The organism is Pseudomonas syringae pv. tagetis (assembly GCF_022557255.1).
Taxonomy (GTDB): Bacteria; Pseudomonadota; Gammaproteobacteria; order Pseudomonadales; family Pseudomonadaceae; genus Aquipseudomonas; species Aquipseudomonas caricapapayae.
On sequence record NZ_CP092923.1, the window covers coordinates 618,434 to 644,175 of the forward strand.

General features: G+C 56.7%; 27 protein-coding genes and 1 pseudogene. 11 read left to right on the forward strand and 17 right to left on the reverse strand.

The features are described 5' to 3' along the window. Positions 1 to 45 precede the first annotated feature (45 nt). From dxs to yghU, 6 genes and pseudogenes are all read right to left on the reverse strand, one after another. Entirely contained in the window at positions 46 to 1,938 is a 1,893-nt protein-coding gene (gene dxs / locus MME58_RS02660) for a 1-deoxy-D-xylulose-5-phosphate synthase (protein WP_122239363.1), read from the reverse strand. Positions 1,939 to 2,099: 161 nt separating this feature from the next. Beyond that, on the reverse strand, positions 2,100 to 2,987 hold the full coding sequence (locus MME58_RS02665; RefSeq protein WP_055007013.1) for a polyprenyl synthetase family protein: 888 nt from the start codon (positions 2,985 to 2,987) through the stop codon (positions 2,100 to 2,102). Then, positions 2,984 to 3,229, reverse strand: coding sequence for an exodeoxyribonuclease VII small subunit (locus MME58_RS02670; protein WP_054986038.1), 246 nt, complete (start codon positions 3,227 to 3,229; stop codon positions 2,984 to 2,986). The genes MME58_RS02665 and MME58_RS02670 overlap by 4 nt, the downstream gene beginning before the upstream one ends. 102 nt (positions 3,230 to 3,331) lie before the next feature. After that, positions 3,332 to 4,498 (reverse strand): cystathionine beta-lyase, encoded by a 1,167-nt coding sequence (metC, locus tag MME58_RS02675; protein WP_055007012.1) that lies wholly within the window; start codon positions 4,496 to 4,498, stop codon positions 3,332 to 3,334. Positions 4,499 to 4,579: 81 nt separating this feature from the next. Beyond that, positions 4,580 to 5,596 (reverse strand): annotated as a pseudogene (locus MME58_RS02680) (PDDEXK nuclease domain-containing protein). Between the two features lie 202 nt (positions 5,597 to 5,798). Then, the gene (yghU, locus tag MME58_RS02685) at positions 5,799 to 6,641 is read right to left on the reverse strand and encodes a glutathione-dependent disulfide-bond oxidoreductase (protein WP_054986035.1); all 843 of its coding nucleotides are present in this window, start codon (positions 6,639 to 6,641) and stop codon (positions 5,799 to 5,801) included. Positions 6,642 to 6,953: 312 nt separating this feature from the next. On the opposite strand from yghU, the gene MME58_RS02690 reads away from it, so the two are divergent. From MME58_RS02690 to MME58_RS02735, 10 genes are all read left to right on the forward strand, one after another. Continuing rightward, entirely contained in the window at positions 6,954 to 7,730 is a 777-nt protein-coding gene (locus MME58_RS02690) for an ABC transporter permease (RefSeq protein WP_055007011.1), read from the forward strand. Further along, positions 7,727 to 8,431, forward strand: a complete 705-nt coding sequence (locus MME58_RS02695) for an ABC transporter ATP-binding protein (RefSeq protein WP_054987004.1) — start codon at positions 7,727 to 7,729, stop codon at positions 8,429 to 8,431. Before MME58_RS02690 ends, MME58_RS02695 begins: the two co-directional genes overlap by 4 nt. 65 nt (positions 8,432 to 8,496) lie before the next feature. Continuing rightward, a complete protein-coding gene (locus tag MME58_RS02700; protein WP_055007010.1) occupies positions 8,497 to 9,258 on the forward strand; it encodes a glycosyltransferase family 2 protein in 762 nt (253 codons plus the stop codon). Position 9,259: 1 nt separating this feature from the next. After that, positions 9,260 to 9,874: a PI-PLC domain-containing protein gene (locus tag MME58_RS02705; protein WP_055007009.1), complete on the forward strand. Its 615-nt coding sequence runs from the start codon at positions 9,260 to 9,262 to the stop codon at positions 9,872 to 9,874. Between the two features lie 7 nt (positions 9,875 to 9,881). Next, positions 9,882 to 10,520 (forward strand): HAD family hydrolase, encoded by a 639-nt coding sequence (locus MME58_RS02710; RefSeq protein ID WP_055007008.1) that lies wholly within the window; start codon positions 9,882 to 9,884, stop codon positions 10,518 to 10,520. Continuing rightward, a complete protein-coding gene (locus tag MME58_RS02715; RefSeq protein WP_055007007.1) occupies positions 10,517 to 11,248 on the forward strand; it encodes a glycosyltransferase family 2 protein in 732 nt (243 codons plus the stop codon). The genes MME58_RS02710 and MME58_RS02715 overlap by 4 nt, the downstream gene beginning before the upstream one ends. Further along, on the forward strand, positions 11,245 to 11,565 hold the full coding sequence (locus tag MME58_RS02720) for a hypothetical protein (RefSeq protein ID WP_055007006.1): 321 nt from the start codon (positions 11,245 to 11,247) through the stop codon (positions 11,563 to 11,565). Before MME58_RS02715 ends, MME58_RS02720 begins: the two co-directional genes overlap by 4 nt. Beyond that, the gene (locus MME58_RS02725; protein WP_055007005.1) at positions 11,565 to 13,340 is read left to right on the forward strand and encodes a hypothetical protein; all 1,776 of its coding nucleotides are present in this window, start codon (positions 11,565 to 11,567) and stop codon (positions 13,338 to 13,340) included. The genes MME58_RS02720 and MME58_RS02725 overlap by 1 nt, the downstream gene beginning before the upstream one ends. After that, positions 13,337 to 13,942 (forward strand): hypothetical protein, encoded by a 606-nt coding sequence (locus MME58_RS02730; RefSeq protein WP_055007004.1) that lies wholly within the window; start codon positions 13,337 to 13,339, stop codon positions 13,940 to 13,942. Before MME58_RS02725 ends, MME58_RS02730 begins: the two co-directional genes overlap by 4 nt. A 54-nt stretch (positions 13,943 to 13,996) precedes the next feature. Continuing rightward, complete coding sequence (locus MME58_RS02735) at positions 13,997 to 15,040, forward strand: WavE lipopolysaccharide synthesis family protein (RefSeq protein ID WP_055007003.1); 1,044 nt, start codon at positions 13,997 to 13,999, stop codon at positions 15,038 to 15,040. A gap of 29 nt (positions 15,041 to 15,069) precedes the next feature. On the opposite strand, the gene MME58_RS02740 is transcribed toward MME58_RS02735, so the two are convergent. Then, a complete protein-coding gene (locus tag MME58_RS02740; RefSeq protein WP_055007002.1) occupies positions 15,070 to 15,342 on the reverse strand; it encodes a helix-turn-helix domain-containing protein in 273 nt (90 codons plus the stop codon). A gap of 131 nt (positions 15,343 to 15,473) precedes the next feature. On the opposite strand from MME58_RS02740, the gene MME58_RS02745 reads away from it, so the two are divergent. Beyond that, the gene (locus tag MME58_RS02745; protein WP_055007016.1) at positions 15,474 to 15,839 is read left to right on the forward strand and encodes a hypothetical protein; all 366 of its coding nucleotides are present in this window, start codon (positions 15,474 to 15,476) and stop codon (positions 15,837 to 15,839) included. 293 nt (positions 15,840 to 16,132) lie between these two features. Here the strand turns inward: MME58_RS02745 and darG are convergent, their stop codons facing one another. From darG to MME58_RS02795, 10 genes are all read right to left on the reverse strand, one after another. Then, positions 16,133 to 17,221: a type II toxin-antitoxin system antitoxin DNA ADP-ribosyl glycohydrolase DarG gene (gene darG / locus MME58_RS02750; protein WP_054987014.1), complete on the reverse strand. Its 1,089-nt coding sequence runs from the start codon at positions 17,219 to 17,221 to the stop codon at positions 16,133 to 16,135. Beyond that, on the reverse strand, positions 17,218 to 17,862 hold the full coding sequence (gene darT, locus MME58_RS02755) for a type II toxin-antitoxin system toxin DNA ADP-ribosyl transferase DarT (RefSeq protein ID WP_054987015.1): 645 nt from the start codon (positions 17,860 to 17,862) through the stop codon (positions 17,218 to 17,220). Before darT ends, darG begins: the two co-directional genes overlap by 4 nt. Beyond that, the gene (locus MME58_RS02760) at positions 17,859 to 18,440 is read right to left on the reverse strand and encodes a DarT ssDNA thymidine ADP-ribosyltransferase family protein (protein ID WP_055007001.1); all 582 of its coding nucleotides are present in this window, start codon (positions 18,438 to 18,440) and stop codon (positions 17,859 to 17,861) included. Before MME58_RS02760 ends, darT begins: the two co-directional genes overlap by 4 nt. Positions 18,441 to 19,317: 877 nt before the next feature. Then, on the reverse strand, positions 19,318 to 20,049 hold the full coding sequence (locus tag MME58_RS02765; protein ID WP_055007000.1) for a LexA family transcriptional regulator: 732 nt from the start codon (positions 20,047 to 20,049) through the stop codon (positions 19,318 to 19,320). A gap of 358 nt (positions 20,050 to 20,407) precedes the next feature. Continuing rightward, positions 20,408 to 20,935, reverse strand: coding sequence for an inorganic diphosphatase (gene ppa / locus MME58_RS02770; protein ID WP_054984741.1), 528 nt, complete (start codon positions 20,933 to 20,935; stop codon positions 20,408 to 20,410). Between the two features lie 110 nt (positions 20,936 to 21,045). After that, positions 21,046 to 21,855: a M90 family metallopeptidase gene (locus tag MME58_RS02775; RefSeq protein WP_054984742.1), complete on the reverse strand. Its 810-nt coding sequence runs from the start codon at positions 21,853 to 21,855 to the stop codon at positions 21,046 to 21,048. Positions 21,856 to 21,858: 3 nt separating this feature from the next. Further along, positions 21,859 to 22,506, reverse strand: a complete 648-nt coding sequence (locus tag MME58_RS02780) for a DedA family protein (RefSeq protein ID WP_055006998.1) — start codon at positions 22,504 to 22,506, stop codon at positions 21,859 to 21,861. A gap of 191 nt (positions 22,507 to 22,697) precedes the next feature. Beyond that, on the reverse strand, positions 22,698 to 23,156 hold the full coding sequence (locus tag MME58_RS02785) for a GNAT family N-acetyltransferase (protein WP_054984744.1): 459 nt from the start codon (positions 23,154 to 23,156) through the stop codon (positions 22,698 to 22,700). Positions 23,157 to 23,239: 83 nt separating this feature from the next. Further along, the gene (gene eutC, locus MME58_RS02790; RefSeq protein WP_162491481.1) at positions 23,240 to 24,088 is read right to left on the reverse strand and encodes an ethanolamine ammonia-lyase subunit EutC; all 849 of its coding nucleotides are present in this window, start codon (positions 24,086 to 24,088) and stop codon (positions 23,240 to 23,242) included. Positions 24,089 to 24,099: 11 nt separating this feature from the next. Beyond that, a complete protein-coding gene (locus MME58_RS02795; protein ID WP_054984746.1) occupies positions 24,100 to 25,494 on the reverse strand; it encodes an ethanolamine ammonia-lyase subunit EutB in 1,395 nt (464 codons plus the stop codon). Positions 25,495 to 25,742: the final 248 nt, after the last annotated feature.

Genomic DNA, 25,742 nt, shown 5'->3' on the forward strand with positions numbered 1-25,742 from the left:
GGGGTGATCGTTCCTCACGCCTGGCGCGTGAGGAACCTGAATCATTCAGCCAATCAACGCCAGCCGCTCATTGATCGCCGCTTCAATCCCTGCGGCATCCAGCCCGCACTCGGCCAGCATCTGCGCAGGCTTGGCATGCTCGACGTAGACATCCGGCAGGCCCAGGTGCAATACCGACTTGAGGATATTGGCGCGTGCCAGGAATTCGCTGACCGCACCACCCGCACCGCCCATCACTGCGTTTTCTTCCAGCGTGACCAGCAACTCGTGGTTGGCGGCCGCTTCGCTTACCAGAGCCTCGTCCAGAGGCTTGACGAAACGCATGTCGATTACCGTCGCATCCAGCTTCTCGGCCACCACCAGCGCCTCGCTCAGCTGTACGCCAAATACCAGTATCGCAACGCCCTGACCCTGCCGACGCACAACACCCTTGCCAATTTCCACCGGGTCCAGACTGGCCTCGATCACTGCGTTCGGGCCGGTGCCGCGCGGGTAGCGCACTGCCGCAGGTCCGGTGTGCAGGTAGCCGGTGCTGAGCAGCTTGCGCAGTTCGTTTTCGTCGCTTGGCGTCATGACCAGCATGCCGGGGATGCAGCGCAGGTAGGACAGGTCGAAGCTGCCGGCGTGAGTCGGGCCGTCTTCACCCACAAGCCCGGCGCGGTCGATGGCAAACAGTACATCGAGGTTCTGTACCGCGACGTCATGCACCAGTTGATCGTAACCGCGCTGCAGGAAGGTCGAGTAGATCGCCACGACGGGCTTGCTGCCTTCGCACGCCATGCCGGCTGCGAGTGTGACGGCGTGTTGTTCGGCAATGGCAACATCAAAGTAACGCTGCGGGAAACGCTCGCTGAACGCCACCAGGTCCGAGCCTTCCTTCATCGCCGGCGTAATGCCCACCAAGCGTGAGTCAGCCTCGGCCATGTCGCAGATCCACTGACCGAACACCCCGGAATACTTCGGCGCGCTGATCTTCTTCTGGGCGACAGGTGCGTTCAGCGGCTCAAGCTTGGTAATTGCGTGATAACCGATCGGATCGACTTCGGCTGGCGCAAAACCTTTACCTTTCTTGGTCACGACGTGCAGAAACTGCGGGCCCTTCAGATCACGCATGTTGCGCAATGTGGCGATCAGGGTCGGCAGATCGTGGCCGTCGATAGGGCCGATGTAGTTCCAGCCCAGCTCTTCGAAGAGCGTGCCGGGGACCAGCATGCCTTTGGCATATTCTTCGGTTCGGCGTGCGATCTCCCATGCGCCCGGCAAGCGCGACAGCACTTTTTTGCTGCCTTCGCGCATGCTGCTGTAGGTGCGGCTGGAAAGAATCTTGGCCAGATAATTCGACAGCCCGCCGACATTGCGCGAGATCGACATGTCGTTGTCGTTGAGAATCACCAGCATGTTGGCCGCCACTTCCGGCGCATGGTTCAGCGCTTCGAAGGCCATGCCGGCAGTCAGTGCGCCGTCGCCGATCACAGCAATGGACTTGCGCTCGCTGCCTTGCAGGCGCGAAGCAATCGCCATGCCCAGCGCGGCACTGATCGAGGTGCTGGAGTGGCCTACGCCAAAGGTGTCGTACTCGCTCTCGCTACGCCGCGGAAAGGCAGCGACTCCGTCCTTCTGGCGCAGGGTGGACATGCGCGCGCGACGGCCGGTGAGGATCTTGTGCGGATAGGCTTGATGACCCACGTCCCACACCAGACGGTCGTCCGGGGTGTCGAAAACGTAATGCAGCGCGATGGTCAGCTCGATGACCCCGAGGCCGGCACCAAAATGCCCTCCGGTCTGGCCAACGGAATACAGCAGCTCCAGGCGCAGTTCATCGGCCAGGGTTTCCAGCTCGGCTTCGCCCAGACGGCGCAGGCCGTGCGGGGTATCGGCTCGGTCAAGCAACGGCGTGACCGGGCGCTCGCGGGGAATCTCTTTGAACGTCGTGGGCATCAGGCGAATCGTTATAAGTAAAAGAGGCGGCAGTTTACCTTATGCATCGCACGCTGCCCATGAAGTGAGTCGGCGGATGACCCGTCGACTGACACGCTTAATGACTGAGACCCGATGAACAGTGGTTGATTCAGCCGGTTTCGGGTTCTGCCTGACGATGATCAGTGACGGCGTTCGACGATGTAGCGTGCCAGCTCGCGCAATGGCTCTGCGGCGGCATCGAAAGAGCTCAGTGCATGCAGCGCCTGATCGCGCAGCTCCAGTGCGTAGCTCTTGGCGGTTTCCAGGCCCAGCAGCGCCGGGTAGGTCGGCTTGTCACGAGCGATGTCGGCACCTTGGCGCTTGCCGAGCGTTGCAGTATCGCTTTCGACATCGAGAATGTCGTCCTGAACCTGAAAGGCCAGACCGATCGCGCGGGCATAGACTTGCAGGGCATCGAGGCGTACCTGATCGGCCTGACCGCTGGCCAGCGCGCCAAGCCGGACGCTGGCTTCGATCAACGCGCCGGTCTTGTGCCGGTGCATATACTCCAGCGCGGCCTGATCGAGCTTCAGCCCCACTGAGCCCAGGTCGATGGCCTGCCCGCCGACCATTCCTGCCGGTCCGGCAGCGGCCGCAAGGGTGCCGACCATCTGCAGACGCGTTTCGGCATCGCGTGACGTCAGGTGTGGCGCGAGCAGCGCGGTGAATGCAAGGCTTTGCAGGCCGTCGCCTGCGAGGATGGCACAGGCTTCATCAAAAGCCTTGTGCGTGGTCGGCTGGCCGCGACGCAGATCGTCATCGTCCATTGCCGGCAAATCGTCGTGTACCAGCGAATAGGCATGGATCAGTTCAACGGCGCAAGCGGCACCGTTGGCATCCTCGGCCACGCCGCCGAGCGCTTCGCATGCCGCGTACGCCAACAAAGGGCGCACACGCTTGCCGCCATTCATCACGCTGTAGCGCATGGCCTCGTAAAGGCGGTTCAGTTCAGGACCCGGTGCCTGAAAAAGTTCTTCGAGTGCTGCGTTGACGCGGGTCTGGCTTTGCGCTTGATAGCTCGCGATCATTCGGGAAGTTCCGCATCGTCGAACGGCTCTTCGCTCAGTTCGCCATCGCGCTCCAGCAGTACCTGGACCTTCTGCTCGGCGTGGGTGAGGGCGCTCTGGCAGTCGCGGGTCAGGCGTACACCTTGCTCGAAGGCGGTCAGGGAGTCTTCCAGCGACAACTCGCCATTTTCCAGCCGCTCTACCAGCGCTTGCAGGTCAGCGAGTGACTGTTCGAAATCCAGTGCAGCTTTCTTGCGGGCCATGAGGGCATTTCCGGTAGAGGTTAAACCGCGCGACACTAGCAGAGCGATGGCGTCTGGGCAAATTACGGCGACAGACCCGCGCTCTGTGAGCGACCGTCGCGGTCAGCCTGCCGCAAACCCGTTCTGCAGGTCAGCGATCAGATCTTCCGGGCTTTCCAGGCCAATCTGCAGCCGCAGCATCGGGCCAACGCCCTTGTCAGGACCATACTGCTCGACCTCAGTGATCAGGCTTTCGAAACCGCCCCAGGAGTAACCGATCCCGAACAGTTTCAAGGCGCCTGTAAAACGGTCCGACACCTGCCGGTCAAGCGTTTTGAACTCGAAGCTGAGCAAACCGTTGCAGCCGTGGAAATCGCGCTTCCAGATAGCGTGCCCGGGATCGTCCGGTAATGCGGGATACAGCACACGGGCTACCTGAGGCTGGTCCTGCAACCATCGCGCGACCTGCATTGCGTGGCGCTCATGCATGGCCATGCGCGCTGCCAGGCTGCGGGCACCGCGCAGCACGAGGTAAGCATCGTCGGGACTGACGGTATTACCCACCGCGGTGTTCATGCTACTGAGGGTTTTCCAGTGCGCCTCAGTGGTGCTGACGCTGCCCATCATGACGTCGGAATGCCCGGCCACGTATTTGGTCAGGGCCATCAGCGAAATGTCCGCGCCCAGTTCCAACGGCTTGTACAGCACCCCCGAGCCCCATGAGTTATCCACAGCCAGCAGCAGATTTCTGGCCCTGCATATCCGTGACAGGGCTGGCAGGTCACACATGTCGAATGTCAGTGAGCCCGGGACTTCGGCATAGATCATCCGTGTATTGGCCTTGATCAGTGATTGCACATTGCTGCCGTCGGCCGCATAGAAATCAAACTGGATATCGAAGGCCGAAAGCATCGTTCTTGCCAGACGCCGAACGGGACCGTAGACCGACTCGGTTATCAGCACATGATCGCCCGGGCGCAGAAACGATTGGAACATCTGCGCCACTGCCGCCAGCCCGGTCGGGTAGAGGCAGGTGCCGTACGCGGCTTCAAGCTCCGATATCAGGTCCTGCAAGGCAAACGCCGTCGGGTTGCCATTCGCGCCGTAGGTCAGCGAGCGCTCTGGCCCTGCGGTACGAATTTCCGCTTGTCGCAAGCTCTCAAGGCTGTCGAACAGCACCGTACTGAGGCGCACGATCGGCGGATTGACCGCAAGCCCCGGCCCGCTGCTGGCGCTACGGCCGCGTTGCGACAGGGCAGTGTGGGCGCGAGGGTCTTTGTCTTGCGGCATTGGAGGCTCCGGGAAGTGAAGGGTATTCAGGCTGCCGTTCAGGTGCCTGCAAGCGTAATGCATCTGTGCGTCTGACAGGTATCACTGTTCGTTCAGGGCGGCGCTCGCGTAGAACTCATGCAGTTTCGCTTGCAATAACTGCCTGTCCGGCAGTCGGGTCTGGTACTCGGCAATCAATGCGGGTGAAAGCGAGCGGTTCAGAGCGTACTCGACCACTTCATCGTTTTTGCTGGCGCAGAGTAAAACGCCGATGGCGGGGTTCTCATGGGGCTTGCGTACATTCCGGTCCAGGGCTTCCAGATAGAAGTCCAGTTTGCCGAGGTATTCCGGCTGAAAGCGGCCGACCTTGAGTTCAATGGCAACAAGGCAGTTGAGGCCACGATGGAAAAACAGCAGGTCCAGCGCAAAATCCTGTCCGCCGATCTGCAGCGCGTACTCTGAGCCGACAAAGCAGAAGTCGCGACCCAGTTCGATCAGAAAATCCTTCAGACGTTGCAGCAAGCCGCCATGCAGGTCCGCTTCTGCGTGCCCCGACGGCAGCTCCAGAAATTCCACCATGTAGGCATCACGGAACACATCCAGTGCGTCCGGTCGGGTTTCCTTGAGCATCGCCGAGGCTTTGGCGGGCTGGGTGACAACGCGTTCGAACAGGGCGTTTTTGAATTGGCGTTCCAGCTCGCGTTTTGACCACCTTTCCTGAGTCGCCATTTTCAAGTAGAACTCGCGCTCTTCGGGCCGTTTGCTCTGGCTGAAAATGATCAGGTTATGGGACCAGGATAATTGTCGCGCCAGTGGTGCGACTTTCTCTTCGGCGCGATAAATCTCATAGAACTGACGCATGCGAAACAGGTTGCTGCGCGTAAACCCGCGTAGCCCTGGCTGGGTTGTGGCCAGGTGTTCGGCAAGCTGGTTGACCACTGCGTCACCCCACTAGGCGTTTTCAATCTTGCGGCTGATGTAAGCGCCTACTTGCCAGTAAAGCTCGATCAGCTGCGTATTGACCGCTTGGGCGGCTTGCTGTCGAGCGCCCTTGATCATTGCGAGCACTTCGTCGAAGCGATCAGTTACAGACGTATGCGGCGCGCTGGGAGTACTCATGCTGAAAGTACTCCACTGCGTGGCAATCCGGCGGTCGGTTGCGAGCGAAAGGCTGGAAGGGCAGTTGTCCGGCTCATAAGAGTGCGTCCTTGGGCAGTGGCTGAGGACGGCTACTTTACGTCCGGATCAGGCCTGTCCGATCCAGAATCTTCTGTGGTTTTGTAGCATCAGGTTTCTGTTTGCGCAGGTCTTGACTTGCGCCTTATTTATCCAGGTCGGACGCATCATGCCGTTCCGGAACCTGATCCGACTCTTCGCCCCAGGTGCGATTGACCTTCTGGCCTTTGATAACGGCAGGGCGTGCGGCGATTTCTTCTGTCCAGCGAATCAGGTTCGGGTATTCGTGTACCGAGAGAAATTCGGCTGCCGAATACACCTTGTTGCGCACCAGTGCGCCATACCATGGCCACACGGCAATATCGGCAATCGTGTAGGTGTCGCCGGCCAGATAGCGGTGTTCTGCAAGACGACGGTCCAGCACATCGAGTTGACGCTTGGCCTCCATCGCGAACCGGTTGATGGGGTATTCGAGTTTCTCCGGCGCATAGGCATAGAAATGCCCGAACCCGCCGCCCAGATAAGGCGCAGCACCCATCTGCCAGAACAACCAGTTAAGCGTTTCAGTGCGGCCTGCCAGGTCGGCGGGCAGGAAACTGGAAAACTTCTCCGCCAGGTACAGCAGGATCGAACCGGACTCGAATACCCGGACAGGTGTCTCGTGACTTCGGTCCAGCAGCGCGGGGATCTTGGAATTGGGATTGATATCGACAAAACCGCTGGAGAACTGCTCGCCCTCGGAAATGCGGATCAGCCAGGCATCGTATTCCGCCCCGCTGTGCCCCAGCGCCAGCAGCTCTTCCAGCATGATCGTGACTTTCACCCCGTTGGGGGTGGCCAGTGAGTAAAGCTGCAGCGGGTGCTTGCCGACAGGCAGCACCTTGTCATGCGTGGGACCGGCGACGGGCCGGTTGATGCTGGCGAACGTACCGCCCGCCTGTGTGTCCTGCTGCCATACCTTCGGTGGAGTGTAAGTAGTCTGGGTCATGAGGAGCCTCGCCTGTTCAAGAGTGATCGCCGGGTCGATCGCATTGCGAATGACCCTTGACGTTATAGATCAACGTGAGCAGATGGAAGTGCCTTGCGATTCTGAGCAGGCATAGCGAGGCAGCGAAGAGGAATCAGGTTGCCGCTGGTAGCTTGTGGAATATTCCCACATCAACTAAGGCGTCGTCCTATAGCTGTAGGTCGGTAAAAGAAGAGAACATGTGCCCACAGCGCGGGCCTCAAGGTTATCCATTTATAAACTTGATTGTCAAAGTCGTTCTCTCTGGTTTACCTGTTAATAGCTGGATATCGTATGCCGTCGTCTTGCAGTCCAGGCGTTATGAAGTGGCGTGACCTGATCATCAATCTGGTCTCCAAGGAAATAAAAATCCGTTACATGGGGGCGACGCTGGGCTTCGTATGGTCATTGGGAAATCCCCTGGTTGTCACGCTTACCTATTACACGGTTTTCACCTACATTCTTCCCAGCAGTCAGGACCGCTTTGCGCTTCATCTGGTGACAGGCATCGTCCACTGGATGCTTCTTGCGCAAATCGTTTCACAAAGTGGCGAGTGGCTCATCAATAACGGGAACCTTATTCGGAAGTTGCGCTTTCCCCGTCTGTTGCTGCCCATTTCCGGAGCTCTTGCGATTATTGTTTTCTGGGCAGGCTGCATGCTCGTGTATGGCGCGTTATTTGCCATGCTCGGCGGCATATTTTCACGCGCGTTGTTGTTTTATCCCATTGTCCTGATCGCGTTCATGGCATTGATCATGGGTGTCGGTCTGGCACTCAGTGTCATCCAGGTGACGGTAAGGGATGCCAAACATTTCATCGACGTGTTTCTGCCTTTACTGTTCTGGTTGACGCCAATAGTGTGGGTCACCTCTTCGCTGCCCGAAGGTGTCGCCAGCATAGCGGCCTATAACCCGATCGCGCTGTATTTCAACAGCTTCAGCAGCATCCTGCATGCCGGTGTCGTTCCAGACACCCGTGACCTGCTGCTTTGCGTGTCAATGGGGGCTGCCTCGCTGTTTGCCGGGCTCGCTCTGTTCAGGAAAGTGGACAACGTGGTGGAGTATTTATGAGCCGTGTTGTCATCAAGGCCGAAAACCTTACCAAGCAGTTTGTTCTTCGCCACAACAGGGGCGGCTTGAAGAAGAAGTTTCTGGGGTTGTTTGACGCTCAATACCGTGAGCGTGCAGAAACATTCACGGCGGTCAGCGACGTATCGTTCAGCTTGCACAAAGGCGATTCGCTCGCACTGGTGGGGCATAACGGCTCAGGCAAAAGCACGCTGTTGCAGCTGGTTTCGCGCATTCTTGTTCCCACCAGCGGACGCCTCACCACCGTAGGGCGTGTGGCTCCTTTGATCGAAATCGGGGTGGGTTTCCACCCTGAGCTGACGGGGGAGGAAAACATCTATCTCAATGCCAGCCTGTTCGGGCTGAGTAACAAGGAAGTGCGTTCGCGCTTCAACGACATCGTCGACTTTTCCGACCTGGGGGATTTCATCGACATACCGGTAAAGAACTATTCATCGGGTATGTACATGAGGTTGGGGTTTTCAGTAGCGGTTCACGTTGAACCACAGGTCTTGCTGGCGGACGAGGTACTTGCCGTAGGGGACGAGGCGTTCAAACACAAGTGCCACGAACGAATCCGCACGATGCAGGATGACGGCATGGCCTTGATTCTTGTTACTCACGCAGTAGAAGAGGGCAAAGAGTTTTGCCAGCGCTATCTGACGCTTGAGCACGGCCGGATGACTGAGCACGGTTATTACTGATTCATTGCACTGTAACGTCAAGCGTCCTGCCCACTTTGCAATCACCCACTCATAAAGGTATTTCCATGCTGCAAATTATCGTTCCGATGGCCGGGGCCGGGAGCCGTTTTGCAGTGGCGGGTTACACCGACCCAAAGCCGTTGATCCCTGTGCATGGGGTGCCGATGATCAAGATCGTGATCGACAACCTGACGCCGCGTTGCCCGCACAGGTTCATCTTTATCTGCCAGGCTCAACAGGTCGCCCACTATGACCTCAGGGAAAAACTCTCCACTTGGGCGCCTGGCTGCGACATTGTCGAGCTTGATGGGCTGACAGGTGGTGCTGCGTGCTCCGTGTATGCCGCACGGCATCTGCTCGACGATAACCAGCAAGTGATGATTGCCAACAGTGATCAGTATGTCGACGCGGACATCAACGCCTACCTGCAGGCAATGAACGAGCATGACGCAGAAGGCTTGATCATGACGATGAAAGCCAGCGATCCAAAGTGGTCATTTGTGGGCTTCAGTGCAGAAGGCGTTATCAATCAAGTGGTGGAAAAGCAGGTTATCTCCGATGAAGCGACTGTCGGCATCTACAACTTTCGCAGCGCAGGCCAGTTGATCTCGTCCATCGAGGCGATGGTCATGAAAGATCTTCGCGTCAATGGCGAGTTCTATATTGCACCGGCTTACAACGAACTCATCGGGCAGGGTGCGAAGGTCATTCATTACAGTATCGGTGCAGAGGGTCACGGCATGTACGGGCTGGGTATACCGGCGGACCTTGATCGGTTCCTGTCGTTGCCGCTCAGCAGGCAGGCAGCCTTGGGAAGAGAGGCCTGAGATGCAGATCATCAGCCACCGCGGCTATTGGCTGCAAAAGCCCGAGCGCAATTTACCTCAGGCATTTCATCGTTCATTCGACCTCGGTTTCGGCACGGAAACCGACGTTCGTGATGTGGCAGGTCAACTGGTTATTTCTCACGACATGCCGGTTGGCGGTGAGCTGACGCTTGATGGTCTGCTCGACATCATGGCGGGTCGCAACCTGCCGCTGGCCGTCAACATCAAGGCCGACGGCATGGCCCAGGCGCTTGTTAGAAGCTTCGCCCGATACGGCCATACCAACTGGTTTGCCTTCGACATGGCCGTACCGGACATGCGCAGTTACCTCCACGCGAACGTCATCACTTACACCCGTCTCAGTGAAGTTGAACCGTCGCCAGCCTGGATTGAACAGGCAGCAGGCATCTGGGTTGACGGTTTCGAGGGGGAGTGGTTCTCCAATCAGGTCATTGGCGATCTCCTGTTGCAGGGCAAGCAGGTTTGTGTGGTGTCACCCGAGTTGCACGGGCGTGACCACCGCAGACTTTGGCAGCAATTGCTCGACTTCAGGCTGCAGGACAGTTTGACGCTGTGCACTGATATTCCCGCAGACGCAGCCACTTTCTTCAAGTGAGGCAATCATGATCAAGGCAGTGATTTTCGATATGGACGGCGTCCTCATCGAAGCCAAGGAATGGCATTACGATGCACTGAACAAAGCCCTCAGCCTGTTCGGTTACAACATCAGTCGTCATGAACACCTCACTGCCTACGACGGCCTGCCCACCTCGCGCAAGCTTGACATGCTGAGTATCGAGCGCGACCTGCCGGTGGCGTTGCACGCGTTCATAAACCAGATGAAGCAGCAGTACACCATGGAGATTGTCTACGCCCAGTGCAAACCGACGTTTGTGCATCAGTACGCGTTGTCATCGCTGAAAGCACTGGGTTACAAGCTGGCGGTTGCATCCAACTCCATTCGCAACACCGTGGAGGTCATGATGAACAGGGCAGACCTGGGGCAATACCTCGATCTGCAGCTCTCCAACGAAGATGTCAGGCATGCCAAGCCAGCCCCCGATATTTACACCAAGGCCATCATGCAACTGGGTCTTGAGCCCGAAGAATGCCTGATCGTCGAAGATAACGAGAATGGCATCAAGGCTGCCAGAGACTCCGGGGCCCATGTTCTGGTCGTGGCTGAAACCTGTGAGGTAAACCTCCATAACATCCTTGGCAAGGTCCAATCGATCAACTTCGACAAGGTGGCTGGCCTGTGAGCGCATTGAACATCATTCTCCTGGCAGGCAAGAAAGGGGAGACGTCGCCCGACGATGGCGAGTACCCGGAATACCTGTGCGAGTGCAACGGCAAGCCTCTGATTCATACGCTGATAGACAACTGTGCCGCGCTTGAGCCGCGCAGGATGATCTGCACATTCTCGAGCAACGATGTCACCCGGTTGCACCTCCGTAACATGCTCCAGCAGATGCACCCTTCGGCCAGCGTTCTGCCTGTTCACAACATCACCCGGGGCGCCGCCTGCACAGCGCTTCTGGCGAGCGGACAAATCGATAACGATGATGAGCTGTTGATTCTCAGTGTCAGTGATTTTCTGGATATAGAGCTGCGGGAGGTGGTGCGTTCGTTTCGGGAAAACGATGAAGATGCCGGAGTCGTTATCTTCAGCTCACTGCACCCTCGTTATTCATTCGTGCGTCTGGATAGCGACCGACGCGTGATTGAAGCTGCCGAGAAAAACCCGATCAGCCCCCATGCGATTGCCGGCGTGTACTGGTTCAGATCCGGCTCGCTGTTCGTAGCCGCGGCGAAAGAGATGATTCGCAAGGATGCCAGGGTCAATGACAACTTCTACATAGCGCCGGCCCTCAATGAACTGGTGCTGTTACAGAAAAAAATTGGTGCCTACCGGATCGAACCGGGCCAGTACCGACCGCTGAAAACCAATAGCCAGCTTCACGTTTTCGAAGCAGGAGACGTTCGATGAAAACGGCACGGCTGGAAGACATGGTCAAAGGCTGGTTCGTGGGTGGCTTCGAACCTGCTGCGTTCAAGACCGGTTCCTGTGAGGTCGGGGTCAAGACTTACAAGGCGGGCGATAGGGAGGTTGCCCATTACCACAAGGTTGCCACCGAGATAACCGTACTCATCTCCGGATCCGTCAACATGCGGGATCAGATCTGGAATGCAGGTGACATCATCATTCTGGAGCCGGGCGATATCACGGCGTTCGAAGCGCTTACCGATGCGACCACTGTCGTGGTGAAGGTGCCGGGCGCGCTTGCCGACAAGTACGTCGTCTGATGAAAACCACCCTTCTCCAGCACCATCCTGCTCTTGGTTACCTATCGACGAGCAGTCTGCGCAGCCTCCCGTTGGGGCTAATGTTGTCCCATGAGTGTTCCAGCCTCATCTCATTCCGAGCGCATCCGTTCCGCAAGCCTGAACGGGTTATCAGGAAACTGCATGCCGCACAGCGTCCATTGTGCATGTATGGGGCGGGTGGCTACTGTTTTTATGGCGTCCAGAGCGATTCACCGCTGGCCCCTCTGTTGCTATGGGACGGTGCCCACTTTCTGAATGTTGGCGAAAAAATCACGGTTATCGAAGACACGCCTATCGATTGCTATCTGGATCGTGAATATTTTACGGGATCGCTCAAGGTCATTGCGCGCTCGGCCAACTCCGTCACTTACACGAAAGTATCCAGGCTGACGGCGGAGTCGAACGACGATCTCGATAGCTGGACCTTCGGCATTCCCGTCGGCCCAGGCGACGCTACCGTTCTCAATGCCGCCGTGAAGCGCATTCTGGAAATTGACATCCTGCACAAGGAAATACTGCTGTGCGGTACCCCGGGAAGTAACTTCGCCTATTTCGACAAGGTCCGTATCGTGGGGGAGGACATTACTGCTCCGCCCGTGCAGATAGGCAAAAAGAAAAATCGCCTCGCTCTGGAGGCCAGACACAGCAATCTGGTGATCCTGCATGACCGTGTCTTTTTGCCAAAACACTTCGGGGAAGTTGTCCGCCGCTTTGGCCCGCGCTATCCGTTGATGACATTGCAAAGCATGTTCTTCGATAATCGAATCAGCATGCACCCGCGCCGCTATTCCGATTACGGCATGGCCATGGCAGAGGTTGCTCAGGGACTCCAAGGGCTGCATCGCACCAACGGTAAGGCTCTGTCCATTGCGCCGTCAGTATTCCCGGACGTAGACCTGACCGGATTCTGTTACGCCAGCCCGATGCGCTACAACAACGACGCCAGTTACCCGACAGGCAGCCTCTATATTTGCCGCAAGGACGTGTGGAATGCCTGTCCTCTGGACGAGTCTCTCCACTGGGTCGAATACGAAGACATAGAGCATGCACTACGAGCTTCCAGGGCGGGCATTCCAAACCGCATCAACCCTTTCGGTATCACTCAGTCAGTGACTTCCCGGGCACTACTGGGCGGCAAGGCTCCCGTCGAATCAGTTAACGGATGTCTTGAGATATCCGGGGCTTGTTATGTGTCTCTGCTGGAAAAGAAACCTCTTTTGAATCTGTCTGCCGATACTGCACTGGCCAGATTGCGGCAATTCGCTGACAAATACCTGGCCAACCCGTCTGCGGTGGTTATTCCAACCGGTCTTCATCACCTTTCTGTTCGAGCCTGGGTCGAACTGATCGATACCGTGGTGCAGCAGTCCGCGTTCAAAAACGACAGTGAGACGGTCAGAGAGTTTATCGGCGACTTCGAGAGGCTTGTGCTGCTTGACCAGCTACCGTGTATGCGTAAGGAGTTTTTGGTCAATCGCTTCCTCACAGAGCCTTTGCTGGCCAAACGCACACTGATCACCGAGAGCTGCGAGGTGCGCAACATGTTGCGTCAACGCGGTACGCAGACCTGGTTTTTTCGCCAGCAGGATGATTACTTTCACCACAACCTTCTGTCGCTCCCTGGCGTTTTGATTTCAGCTGTTCGCGCCTATCGGAATAACGGGAAAAGTTTCTATTTTGAAAGCCTGTGGGCTGCGGTAAGGGCCATCTACAATTCGACTCCCTTCATGTCCTGCAGCAAGGGGGCGAAGTGAAAGTATTCGTCGTTTCTCATTCGAGCCCCGGCACCCCCAGCCATCAGTTGATCTGTCAGCTGGCGCGCATTCGGCACGAGCCCAGAAAGACCGTTCCCATACTCGTGATTGATGACCGCTACAACCTGAACGAACTACCCGTCAGCGAGTCATCGACTGAACACGCTCTGTTCAGCCTGGATGATTTTCTTCACGACAATTGTCTGAGCGGTATTGCGGCGCACAGAATTGCCCAGCACATGGATAAAGTCGAAAGCGACTGGGTACTGATTGATTTTGGCCAGCATGACTCGACCATCTGTATGGACTTCATCCGGAAAATTGCTCGCTACAACTATTTGAGCGTCAGGCTTCGAAAGCGAAACCTGGTGATCAGGGTGCCCGCCATGTATCTGGGTATTTATTCGCGAACCTTCAATACGTCGTTCAACAATTTGCCGGCAAGCACAACAGCCTCAGCCCGTTCTGTTCAGATCGGCAGGCTGTTCATGGTTATTCGTCTTGAGAGTGTGCTGATGAGTATTCCATTGCTGGCCGGCGTATTACGTCGAGTGAGGCATGTTGTTCTGCGCGTCTTTCGGCGTGTTGCGAGATCCCACTGACTGATCTGCCACTGGCCGTCAGTAGCAGGCGCTTCTCATTACAAGGTTAACAACATGCCTCATCTTGTGGTCGTTGATTCCAGAAAAATCAGCGTGGTTATTCAGGGCCCTCTGTGCCGCAACCTGAGTTCCAAACGGAATATCTTCGCCTGCATCACATCGATCCGAGCGCACCTGCCACATGCCGAAATCATCGTTTCGACCTGGCGTCATGAAGATATATCTGCGGTTGAGGCGGATCAGCTGATCCTGTCGGATGATCCGGGCACCTTTGTCGACGACGCCGGTAATCAGATCAACATCAATCGCATGCTGCGATCAACGTTATGCGGTATTCAGAGCGCTTCAAGGCCCTATGTCCTGAAAATGCGCGCCGATCACAACCTGACCAGCGCTGCACTGGCTGTCATAGGTCGATCTGATGATACCGAGCCAGGCGAAACACAGCTGTTCGACACGCCCATCACTACCACGACGCTTTATATTCGTGATCCTGAGCGGTTACCGATGTTGTTCCACATATCGGACCTTGTTCAATTCGGCACCCGCGAAGCCATGCTCGCCATGTGGGGTCAACCGTTGTTCGAAAGGGACGCGCTTTTCAACAAAAGGCCGTCTCGCAACCCATTTGGAAACTTCATCGGCTATACGTCCGCTCGCATGGTGGCGGAGCAGGCACTTATGCTTGGCGTCATGCGCAGGAGCGGCATTGACGCCCGGCTCGCACGGCCCTGCCAGGTGGGGCTGAGCAATCTGAAACTGTGGGATAACGTCTTGAGGTGCAACTTCAGGGTGCTGAACCATCATGAAGCTGGTATCGATTTTCCCGAACGCTTTTTGGCAAGCCGCCACGTCTTGAAGACGCTCTACAAAGCCTCTGATATAGAGCAGTTGCAGCGTCTCGATACAAGGCGCTACAGACTGAGAATAGCGCGCATCTGGCTCAATCAATACCTGCTGACCTGCCTGCGTCCCGGCTGGTGGGTGTCCTTTGCGACCATCGTACTGTTCAGCACCTCGCCGGCGCTTGCCAAGCGCATTCGTTCGTACTGGCGCACGCTGAGAAAAGTAGGGCATGCGGAGTCGTATCGGGTTTGATGGGGGGCGTGGGCCGGTGTGGAAATACGTCACGCGTTACGCAAGCGTTCATTTAGCATATCCATTAGAGCTTGCTGACTCATCGAAGCCTGCTTGGCATAGCACGAGACCAGCAGCTCAAGCGGATGAATTCCGATCCTGGTCGCGAGCTGGTCCAGCTTCTCAAGCGTCGGACTCTTCAACCCGCGTTCGATCTCGGACAGATACGTCCTGCCGCTGACCCCGACAAAATCCTCCTGCGTAAGACCCTTCGCTTCGCGCGCTTCTTTCAGTGCTGCTCCGATTGCGTTGCTCAGATCCATGGCGCACCCCCTTTACAAAAGGAAGGGATTTCGCTTGAATGCATGTTATAGCGCTACACGCTATAGCGTTCATTATGCCGAGTGCGCTTTACAAGGATGAGTCGCTGCCACAGCAAAGGAGTAGATGTTTCATGAGTCGTCACAAAGCCTGCGGATCATCGCAACGGCGTCATGCTTCAAGGTACCTGCCGATGTGCAAAAAATGTAGCGCTCTCCAGCGCCTGCGTTTGCGGATAGGTGTTATAGCCAAGGCATCCCCAAAACCCAAGCCCTCGACTAGCCCCCAAATCGTCAGCGCGATGTACGCCTATCTCATGACCAGCTGGGAAGAACTGCCCGAACAGAACAAGCGTGCGCTCGGCTTCGATTCAGTCGTGGGCGGTGAAGAGGAAGAGGCAGCGCTGAATCGATTGGCAACGCTGTTTATGGAGTACGCGGATGTTTCCCTGCGCCGGGCATTGGTGGCGCGGCGGAGGCGGTTGGGGGAGGGAAAGTGATTGAGCGCCGAGCGCGACATCTCAAAGATTTATTCCCGAACCTGAGGGGCTGGTCAACCATCAATCCCAAATACCCGCACTTCTTTTGCGCCGCATTGCCTGGATCTTCGATTTGGTCAGCGAGCTGATGACCAAACTGAACAGCGCCGTCGAACGCGATAGCTATGCCTAGCAGACTGTTTTGCTCTGCTGCAGCACGCTGGGGAAAAACGTCACGAACCGACCGGTTGAAATGAGCGTTGTCTTCGCAGCGGGCTACTATTTTGATAGTCAAAACAGAGCGTAGATGAGACCTAGGGGACGGCTATCTCTGGACTGAGATTGCTAGCAGTCAACCGCTTTAACGCAATGCCGAGAGCTTGATCATCGAACAGCCTGCTTTTCCGAGCCGCCGCACCTGCGCCTCCATCCCAATTTTTCAATGCTTCACGCACTGCCGGAACCGTTGGAGAAACTCCCGACTTACTCAATAACCAGTCAACCGTCGCCAACAACTCCATACCGAAAGGCGACTCAAAGCCGTCAATCAGCTCTGCGGTACGCTCCAGAGCTTGGGAATATTCCTTGGCCTCTGTTTTCAGATAGGTTTGCAGAAAAGCCTTACGGCCCTCGTCAAACCAGATCACGTCGTTAATACCTGCGTCGCTGATGCGTTTATCGCAATGCAGGTAGCTGCCATCGAGATTGTCGAGTAGATGCTCAAGGCGATTGGCGTATGGCCCATATTTGTGGGCTACAAATTTGAGATCCAAGGGGTTCTTTGCGCTTGGCAATTGTTCTATCGAACGCTCCAGAAACCAAGCGAGCTTCTGAATTTCAAGCAGGCTACATTCCATGCCCAAAACCCAGTAACGCCGAACGAGTTCGGCGATGAGTGCACGTGCAGGCGTCAGCTTCTCGACACCGCTGTGCTTCGCTACATTCAGATATTGATCGGTGGGTTCAAAGACAAGTACATCCACATCCAGATCACTCAAGACATCAACAATCTGCTCACGGACCTCTACCCATTTCAAACCGCCATTACCAGCACCGAGAGGTGGAACTGCTACGGATTTCACTTGGTTATCAATCAAAAAGCGGCGCAGGTCCCGTAAGCCTTCAGTTATCCATGCCATCTGCGAGGGGGAGCGCCAGTGACGCTTGGTAGGAAAATTCACTATCCAGCGTGGCCCGTCCAGCTCGTTGACTGCCGTTACGTGAACCTTTCCGGTCTCTACCTCACCAGCCTTGCACGCCGCCGAATAGAGGCGATAGTTTTCGGTAAAGCGCTCCTTGAACATCAACGCAATGCCTTTTCCCATCACGCCTACGGTGTTCACCGTGTTGACGAGAGCTTCGGTATCTGCTTTCAGCAGATTGCCTTGGGTGAATCTGATCATTGGAAATACCATCCCGGACGCGCGTGGACAGGCAAGGTCAGACCTCTGGCGGCAACGTCTTGCTCAATGCGTTCTTTCATTGCATCGTCGTAGCACATGATGCCAAGGAGTCCTGTAATCGGTAGGTGATGGTGAATGAGCGCTTCGGCTTGATAACGCTCCATCTTACGCGGATCGTCAGGATCACGCTTGAAGTCTCGTCTCTGGATTATAGACCAGTCGATCTGGTCAAGACTCGCCAGCTCGCTATAGTAATCGGTCCAGTCAGGATAGGCGTGTGCATTGGTAAAGACGAAAGCCAGGCCAAGCTGCTCAACGCGAGGCAGGCTTGAAACCAGAATTACTATCTCGTCATTGCTACGCTGCTGGACGCTCCGGCCGGAATGGATATTTTTCATCATCACAGAGAAAGGTGTGAAGTAGAAGGGCACGTAGTCGGACAGTACGCCCGCTGGAGCAATAGGAACACCGCGATTGCGGCGTTTGCCAATCAGGTCAAGGTTACCGATGTTCACGTACTGCGGCGCTTGCACGTCTGAGCTGGCGCAATGAAGACCGTTGTCCAGAATCCAAGGCAGGTTATCGCGGTGGACGATACGCCAAATTAGAGCTTTTTTTGGATTCAGACTGCTGTACTTCATTTATGGAACATTCCGGGATTCACACTGATAGGAATTTTGAGTTTGGCCTCATGCATTTTAGCCGCACAAAGCTCCTCCATCCCATTGTTGGGGACGTAAATTCTGGAAAAATTCTGGGGAGGTACCGCAGAGGGAGAGAGGCATTCAGCCATGCAAACACTTTTACATGCCGGGTCCAGATAGTCCCGAGATTCCATCAGATCCCAATCTATTTTTTCAAAACCTTGGTCATAGTCAAGTAACTCGATAGCATCATTGGCAAGCGGATGACGAGGTATGATCTTCCAACGGTTTTGCTTAGCGAATGATCTGTAGACTGAAATCAGTACGAATTTAGACTGGGGTCTGCTGAGCTGCACTTTCCCATCAAATGGGTTGGAAGCAAACCAATGGAAAGGCACGTAGCAATCAAGGCCAAGAGCTTTACGCTTCTTGATTATGTCGTTATCTGCAACGTCAGTGAATTTAGTGAGGCTGGCCCGAGGCTTAAGACCCTCTTTGAAAATCCCATCCAGATTTTCAACAGAGGTCAAGTGATAGACAAAAAACCGCTCCTTGATGCTTTTCACTTCCGACATCGTGGTCTCCTTGACCTAAGAATCTGTCTAACAGACTTTAGTCCTGACTTTTCTCCAGTACCCTCTTGGGAGGCTTGGCTGGAGCGTCTTGATGCTAATATGCTATCATCGGGCCTGCAAGTGTTATGTGAATATTGGTCTGCCTGTCAAAGAGCCAAGAAATCACTTCTCCTTAAGGTAAAAATGATGCGGCGTTGGCAGTGGTAATGCTGCGATATGAGCTGCCATGATCCACTAAGCATATTAACTGGTTAGAATTTAATGGCTTACGTCGTTGAGCTCATTTACTGAGAGCGGGTAGGTAGGCTTGTGGATAGGCAATGTGTAACGCGGTCAGTTTCAATAGCCGTGCACTACTGAGGAGGCCTGCGCGATCCTAGCTGTTATGAGCCCAGCCAGCTCTGTTTTTGTAGGTTGCCTAGCCGTTGCTGATAGGAATGAGTTATTTGAAACAGTTTCTTGGGCGTTTCTGAGGTGCGCTGTCCGATTTGGTTGGAAGAGTCTCGGAATGGGCCGCTGAACTGATCGTATGTAGGGATAGGCATTGACGCTTCCTTGTGCTTCCAAAGATTTATCTTGCAGGAAGCTGCTTAAGGTAGTGGATATCCGATCCTCTGTGAAAGAAAAAAGCGTTAGACATTAAAAAGCCGGCTTGTGGCCGGCTTCTCGTAGGCGGTTCCGGTCTATTTTTGATAAACCGCAATCGCCTTCAACAGATGCGCTCCTGAAGAAGCGCGAATAGACAACAGGGCAAACGGATCACATGCCCCGTTCAAACACCCCACCGCTTAAAAGCGCCAGGTGCTCTGGATGGTGCACAGAATACTGAAATTCCCTGACGATGCCCAGCCCGAATACCTTCCAGCGCTGAGCCCTCTCACAACAGCAGCATGGCATTGCGTCGGCTATTGAGTGTCGACCACCAGAATATCCAGCCCAGGATGTGTATTTTCTCCCGGTCTATGTCTTCTGCACTGAACAGCTCGTCCGGGTATTCGGCGTCGTTGTGGCTGCGCAGGCGCAGGCCCCCATTGGGGAGGCGGTAGAGGTAGCGCACGCGCAGGATGCCGCCGTGTTCGAGGGCGTAGATTTCGCCGTCGATGACCTGGGTCAGTTCGCGGTCGACGCCAAGGATCGAGCCGTCCTGGATTTTGTCGGCCATGCTGTTGCCGACCATGGCAACGCACATGCAGTTTTTAGGGTCGATGCCCATGTTCTGCAGGACTTGCAGGGGCAGGCGGATTTTCTGGCCGGGGGCTTCGGCGAGTACGGTTTTGCCGATGCCATGGGTGGATTCGATCTCCATGAAGATCTGGATTTCCACATCTCCACGCGACACGTTTCTCGCCTGATGAATCATGACGCGGGTATCAGCGCTGGTGGTCTCATTGGCGCGGTCGTTGGGGTGTTTGGGGCCTTCGCCGGTGCGCAACCAGCGAGCGTTGACGGTCAGCAGCTCAGCCACCTCGTCAATTCGTGCCATGGGCACGCCGCGCTTGAACCAGTTATTGACGTGTTGCGGCGTGATTTTGCGGTTGGCGGCAAAGTCAGTCGCTGTGAGATGGCACTCCCGAAGGAGGATGCGGAGTCGATCACCTGATGTATTCATAGGAGCGAAGTCTACGGGCGTGGCCAGAGCGTTTAAATGAACGAGGTGTTGAGATCGACGTTATCCCAAGGGGGTGGCGGCTATCCGGACTACGGATGGAATGAATATCGCGTAGGCAGATTCCGTAATAGCGCTTTTGCGTTTAAACGAAGTCCTGGCCGTTTACCCCGGTTATACGGGCTTTAACGAACTGTTTATGGAATGCCTAAAAGCCACGCGCATTTTTAAACGCACGCGCTGCAAAAAATCGGATGTGGTGTGCTTCAGGGAGCGGCTTGGCGGGGGAGGTGCAGCGGGGAAGGGGGCAAACGTGTTTCAGGGCACAGGCGTGGCGTGCCCTGAAACGGCGGATCAATGATCAGCCTTTGAACGCTGCAACCGATTTGGTGATCTCGGCGCGGGCAGCTTCAGCATTGCCCCAGCCTTCGATTTTCACCCATTTGCCTTTTTCGAGATCCTTGTAGTTCTCGAAGAAGTGCTTGATCTGCTCAAGCAGCAGGGCTGGCAGGTCGGTGTACTCTTTCACGTCGACATACAGTTGGGACAGCTTGTCGTGTGGTACTGCGATAACCTTGGCATCGCCGCCGCCGTCGTCAGTCATGTGCAGGATGCCGACCGGACGGGCACGAATGACCGAACCCGGGGACACCGGGTAAGGGGTCACCACCAGCACGTCCAGCGGGTCGCCGTCGTCAGCCAGCGTGTTAGGGATGAAACCGTAGTTGGCCGGGTAGAACATCGGGGTGGCCATGAAACGGTCAACGAACAGGCAATCGGTTTCTTTGTCGATTTCGTACTTGATCGGCGCATGGTTGGCCGGGATTTCGATCGCGACGTAGATGTCGTTCGGAAGGTCTTTGCCTGCCGGAATCTTGCTGTAGCTCATTGGGCATTGCCCCCATAGTTGACCAGACAGATTTTGGCGCGAACCGCCAAAAAGTGGTCCGGATTATAGGCATATTCTGTTTTGGTTGCCACGCATGGCCTTGGGCGCTGTCAGTTGTCCCGGTAAGCCGTGTCTTGCTGGCGCAGCAGGTTCAGTCGCGCCAGGGTGTCCTGACGGTAGAACGCCTTCAGTTGTGCGTAGACTGCCGGGTAACTGCTGTGCAGCAGATCGGGCGCGCTGAAGAAGTATTCACTGGTCACGGCGAAAAATTCGGCGGGGTCTTCTGCGGCATACGGGTCGATGGCGGTTTGCGCCTCTGGGTTCTGGTCCAGTTGCCGGTTGAGGTCGTCAAACGCGCGTTGCATGACGCTGGCCCATTCAGTCACCTGCATGTCGCTGTGCAGGGGTGGTAGCCCATTGGCATCGCCGTTGAGCATGTCGAGCTTGTGCGCCAGTTCGTGGATCACCAGATTGTAGCCGTCCCACTCGCCGCTGCTCAGCACACCCGGCCAGGCCAGAATTACCGGGCCTTGCAGCCACGCTTCGCCACTGTGTTCGCCGTCCCATTCATGCTCCACGCCGCTCGCATCGCGATGGCGTTGCGGGCTGACGAAGTCGTCGGGGTACAGCACGATCTCGTGAAAGCCCTGATACCAGTTCAATTCGCCGAGGGCCAGCAGTGGCAGTTGCGCCTGGGCGGCGAGGAACAGCCGCTGCTCGTCATCCAGGTCAACGCCCGGCAGTGCACTGAGGTGTTTGTCATTGAGGAACAGCACGCAGGCGTCGCGCAGGTGCGCGTGCTGCCCGCTGCTCAGGCCATCAAGGATCGGCAGACGTTCACGTACCTTCCGCCATAGTTCATCGGCAACCGGATGCCTGGCCAGCGTACGCTGCCTGCGCCAGTTGCTGAATGACCACATGGTTCAGCGTGCGTCTACCGGGGGCGCGCTGCGGCTGCGCACCACCCCGATAATCATTGGCACCAGCGACAGCAGGATGATTGCCAGCACCAACAAGGTCAGGTTCTGCTTGATGAACGGTACATTGCCGAAGAAGAAGCCCAGGGTCACCAGACTGCCGACCCACAGCACCGAGCCCAGCACGCTGAAGCCTGCGAAGCGCGGGTAGGACATTCTGCCGACGCCAGCCACGAAGGGCGCAAACGTGCGGATGATCGGCAGAAAACGCGCCAGGGTGACGGTTTTGCCACCGTGGCGCTCATAGAAATCCTGGGTTCGCAGGAGATAGTCGCGGCGGAAGATGCGCGATTTGGGGTTGCTGAACAGCTTTTCTCCCGCAGTGCGGCCGATCACATAGTTGGTGCTGTCGCCCAGAATCGCCGCCAGCATCAGCAGCCCGGCGAGCAGTACCGGGTCCATGCCGCCCCCGGCAGCCACGGCTCCGGCGATGAACAACAGCGAGTCGCCCGGCAGGAAGGGCATGATCACCAACCCGGTCTCGCAGAAAATCACCAGAAACAGAATTGCGTAAACCCATGTGCCGTAGTTGGTCACCAGCAGGTCAAGGTAGACGTCGAGATGCAGAATAAGGTCAAGCGGGTTGAATTCCATTAAGGCACCTGAGGCGAGAACCCTGTCCGGGGTCGCATGCGGAAGAAACGACTGTGCGGTATGCGCGGCATTATAGAAGCAGAATGCGCAGAAGGGGCTTCGGAATAAGCGCCATGCGTTGAGTGTGCGACGACGGGAGCACTGTTTTGTGCGCAGACGCGGCTTCGCTGCCGCGTTCTGGCGAGCGGGGGTCAGTTCTGGCTGATGGGCAGCACGTAGTTCTTGAACTGCGTGTCTTCCTTGAATCCGATGGATTCATAGACCTTTTGCGCAACTTCGTTATTGCTGCTGGTAGAAACGCGCAGTCGGACCGCATGCGTTTCCTTGGCCATTTTTTTCGCCTGTTTCATCAAGTGATCGGCGACCAGTTGGCGACGAGCGTCCTCGGCAACATAGATGTCGTTGAGAATCCATACCCGCTTGAGCGACAGCGATGAGTAGCTGGGATAAAGCTGGCAAAATCCCAGCAACCGGTTCTCGTCATCTTTGGCCAGCGCCAGATAAATCACGGACTCGTCGCGCCGCAGGCGCTTTTCGAGAAAGTCTCGCGATGAGTCCGGGAACGGCGACTCGCCGTAGAATTCGCGATACTTGATGAACAACGGGCAGAGCAGGTCCAGGTGTTCGAGAGTTGCTTTGATGATCCGCATGGTTGGCCTCAACTTCCCTATGGGCTGATGCAGTGCGCCGGGACGGTGACGTGATCCTGCCCGGCGGCTTTAGAAAGCACAATCTAATGTGGAGCAGCCGGGCCGTCGAGCAGGAAATTGCCGATCTGCCTGCCCGGTTGATCAGCAGAGTCCTCGGATTCCAGGGTCTGCAGTTCGGCTTCATCCTTCAGGCTGACCCCTGAAATCTGCCGTCTGCAGGCCTCGCGCATCAGGTACAGCAAACGATGGGCCGCCATGCCGTAGCTCAAGCCTTCCAGGCGCACGTTGGAAATACAGTTGCGATGCGCATCGTTCAGGCCGACTTTGGGCGCGTAGGTGAAGTACAGCCCCAGACTGTCCGGTGAGCTCAAACCGGGGCGCTCGCCGATCAGGATGACCACCATCTTCGCGCCGAGCAGTTCGCCGACTTCGTCAGCCACGGCGACGCGGCCTTGCTCGACCATGACTACCGGCGACAGGGACCAGCCTTCGGCGCTGGCCTGCTCTTCCAGACGAATCAGGAAAGGCACGGCATGTCGATGCACCGCCAGGGCTGAAAGGCCGTCGGCGATCACGACCGCCAGATCGAGGCCGCCCGGATGGGCCTTCGCGTACTCGCGCAACGTCTGCACGGACTCTTCATGCAGGCGACGGCCCAGGTCCGGACGTTGCAGATAGCTGTCCCGGTCGGCGGCAGCACTGTGCAGCAACAAGGTTTCACGGCCCTTTTCGTTCAGTTGCGCACGGATCGCGGCATGGTCGAAGGCCAGATGCACGGCATCGCGCGCCTGGGCGTGTGCTGCCTGGAAGTCGAGCTGCGCGGAGGTCGGCAGGCTGGTGCCGGTTCGACCCAGCGCAATGCGCGCCGGGGTCAGGCGGCGTAGTTCCAGCCACGGATTGGCGGGCGCAGTGTTGTCGTGGATTTCGTTCATGGGCTGATCACTCATGCGAGGTGCGCCAGTGCCTGACGGAAGGCGGGCGGCAGGCTGTCACCGAAGCGGACGCGGCCGTCGGCCTGGGTGAAGATGCCCATTTTCTCCAGCCAGGCCTCGTATTCCGGCGCAGGGCGCAAGCCCAGGCTTTGTCGGGCGTACAGCGCGTCGTGGAACGAGGTGGTCTGGTAATTGAGCATGATGTCGTCGGAGCCAGGGATGCCCATGATGAAATTGATCCCCGCGACCCCCAGCAGCGTCAGCAGGGTGTCCATGTCGTCCTGATCGGCTTCAGCGTGGTTGGTGTAACAGATGTCACAGCCCATCGGCACGCCCAGCAGCTTGCCGCAGAAGTGGTCCTCCAGACCGGCGCGGATGATCTGCTTGCCGTTGTACAGGTACTCGGGACCGATGAAACCGACCACGGTATTGACCAGAAACGGATTGAAATGTCGGGCGACGGCGTACGCACGGGTTTCGCAGGTCTGCTGGTCGACGCCGTGATGCGCGTTGGCCGACAGCGCGCTGCCTTGTCCGGTCTCGAAATACATCAGGTTTTGCCCGAGGGTGCCGCGATTCAGGCTCAGGCCCGCTTCGTAGCCTTCCTGGAGCAGTTTGAGGCTGATACCGAAGCTTGCATTGGCGGCTTCCGTGCCGGTAATCGACTGGAACACCAGGTCCACCGGTACGCCACGGTTTATCACCTCGATGGACGTGGTGACGTGAGTCAGCACGCAGGATTGGGTCGGGATTTCATAGCGCTGGACAATCGCGTCGAGCATTTCCAGCAAGGCGACGATGGACGAGGTGCTGTCGGTCGCCGGGTTGATGCCGATCATTGCATCGCCATTGCCATACAGCAGACCGTCAAGCACGCTGGCTGCAATGCCTGACGGGTCGTCGGTGGGGTGGTTGGGTTGCAGGCGTGTCGATAGCCGACCGCGCAGGCCCATGGTGTTGCGAAAGCGCGTCACGACGCGGATCTTCTGCGCGACCAGCACCAGATCCTGCACACGCATGATTTTTGAGACGGCGGCGGCCATTTCCGGCGTCAGCCCCGGGGCCAGTGCGCGCAAGCTGGATTCATCGGCCTGCTCGCTGAGCAGCCAGTCCCGAAAGCCGCCGACCGTCAGATGACTGACCGGGGCGAATGCCGGTTTGTCATGGGTATCGATGATCAGCCGGGTGACTTCATCCTGTTCATAAGGGATCAGCGCTTCTTCAAGGAAATGCTTGAGCGGGATATTCGCCAGCGCCATCTGCGCCGCGACACGCTCACCATCGTTTTGTGCCGCAACCTCGGCCAGATAATCACCGGAACGCGCGGGGCTGGCCTTGGCCATGACTTCTTTGAGGCTGTCGAAGCGGTACGTCTGCGCACCGACAGAATGGGAAAAGCTCGCCATACAGATTCTCCATGACGTCGCGCTGCTTGCGTCGGACGTAGTCTTTCGCTCGAACCGGTGACGTCCCGGTTCAAACGACTGTGGGAAGCGATGCAAGCAATTAATACTCCATCCCGACCGGGAGTGCGAGTTTGCAGGACAGGCAGAGGGTTCTGGGGGAGGGATGCATCACGTCAGGGCGATGAGCCAAGGCACGATGCACGGAGTTGGTGCGCGATGCTTTTGAGATGACTACCGTGCCAAATCTT

What these genes read in the sequence shown, in the direction of transcription:
- MME58_RS02785 (WP_054984744.1), bottom strand. Translation starts at nt 23,156, where the DNA reads ATGCGGATCATCAAAGCAACTCTCGAACACCTGGACCTGCTCTGCCCG.
- darT (WP_054987015.1), bottom strand. Translation starts at nt 17,862, where the DNA reads ATGAAGTACAGCAGTCTGAATCCAAAAAAAGCTCTAATTTGGCGTATC.
- darG (WP_054987014.1), bottom strand. Translation starts at nt 17,221, where the DNA reads ATGATCAGATTCACCCAAGGCAATCTGCTGAAAGCAGATACCGAAGCT.
- metC (WP_055007012.1), bottom strand. Translation starts at nt 4,498, where the DNA reads ATGCCGCAAGACAAAGACCCTCGCGCCCACACTGCCCTGTCGCAACGC.
- MME58_RS02760 (WP_055007001.1), bottom strand. Translation starts at nt 18,440, where the DNA reads ATGTCGGAAGTGAAAAGCATCAAGGAGCGGTTTTTTGTCTATCACTTG.
- yghU (WP_054986035.1), bottom strand. Translation starts at nt 6,641, where the DNA reads ATGACCCAGACTACTTACACTCCACCGAAGGTATGGCAGCAGGACACA.
- MME58_RS02795 (WP_054984746.1), bottom strand. Translation starts at nt 25,494, where the DNA reads ATGGCGAGCTTTTCCCATTCTGTCGGTGCGCAGACGTACCGCTTCGAC.
- MME58_RS02735 (WP_055007003.1), top strand. Translation starts at nt 13,997, where the DNA reads ATGCCTCATCTTGTGGTCGTTGATTCCAGAAAAATCAGCGTGGTTATT.
- MME58_RS02775 (WP_054984742.1), bottom strand. Translation starts at nt 21,855, where the DNA reads ATGTGGTCATTCAGCAACTGGCGCAGGCAGCGTACGCTGGCCAGGCAT.
- MME58_RS02690 (WP_055007011.1), top strand. Translation starts at nt 6,954, where the DNA reads ATGCCGTCGTCTTGCAGTCCAGGCGTTATGAAGTGGCGTGACCTGATC.
- MME58_RS02765 (WP_055007000.1), bottom strand. Translation starts at nt 20,049, where the DNA reads ATGAATACATCAGGTGATCGACTCCGCATCCTCCTTCGGGAGTGCCAT.
- MME58_RS02780 (WP_055006998.1), bottom strand. Translation starts at nt 22,506, where the DNA reads ATGGAATTCAACCCGCTTGACCTTATTCTGCATCTCGACGTCTACCTT.
- MME58_RS02670 (WP_054986038.1), bottom strand. Translation starts at nt 3,229, where the DNA reads ATGGCCCGCAAGAAAGCTGCACTGGATTTCGAACAGTCACTCGCTGAC.
- ppa (WP_054984741.1), bottom strand. Translation starts at nt 20,935, where the DNA reads ATGAGCTACAGCAAGATTCCGGCAGGCAAAGACCTTCCGAACGACATC.
- MME58_RS02695 (WP_054987004.1), top strand. Translation starts at nt 7,727, where the DNA reads ATGAGCCGTGTTGTCATCAAGGCCGAAAACCTTACCAAGCAGTTTGTT.
- MME58_RS02745 (WP_055007016.1), top strand. Translation starts at nt 15,474, where the DNA reads ATGAGTCGTCACAAAGCCTGCGGATCATCGCAACGGCGTCATGCTTCA.
- dxs (WP_122239363.1), bottom strand. Translation starts at nt 1,938, where the DNA reads ATGCCCACGACGTTCAAAGAGATTCCCCGCGAGCGCCCGGTCACGCCG.
- MME58_RS02700 (WP_055007010.1), top strand. Translation starts at nt 8,497, where the DNA reads ATGCTGCAAATTATCGTTCCGATGGCCGGGGCCGGGAGCCGTTTTGCA.
- MME58_RS02720 (WP_055007006.1), top strand. Translation starts at nt 11,245, where the DNA reads ATGAAAACGGCACGGCTGGAAGACATGGTCAAAGGCTGGTTCGTGGGT.
- eutC (WP_162491481.1), bottom strand. Translation starts at nt 24,088, where the DNA reads ATGAACGAAATCCACGACAACACTGCGCCCGCCAATCCGTGGCTGGAA.
- MME58_RS02665 (WP_055007013.1), bottom strand. Translation starts at nt 2,987, where the DNA reads ATGATCGCGAGCTATCAAGCGCAAAGCCAGACCCGCGTCAACGCAGCA.
- MME58_RS02725 (WP_055007005.1), top strand. Translation starts at nt 11,565, where the DNA reads ATGAAAACCACCCTTCTCCAGCACCATCCTGCTCTTGGTTACCTATCG.
- MME58_RS02740 (WP_055007002.1), bottom strand. Translation starts at nt 15,342, where the DNA reads ATGGATCTGAGCAACGCAATCGGAGCAGCACTGAAAGAAGCGCGCGAA.
- MME58_RS02710 (WP_055007008.1), top strand. Translation starts at nt 9,882, where the DNA reads ATGATCAAGGCAGTGATTTTCGATATGGACGGCGTCCTCATCGAAGCC.
- MME58_RS02705 (WP_055007009.1), top strand. Translation starts at nt 9,260, where the DNA reads ATGCAGATCATCAGCCACCGCGGCTATTGGCTGCAAAAGCCCGAGCGC.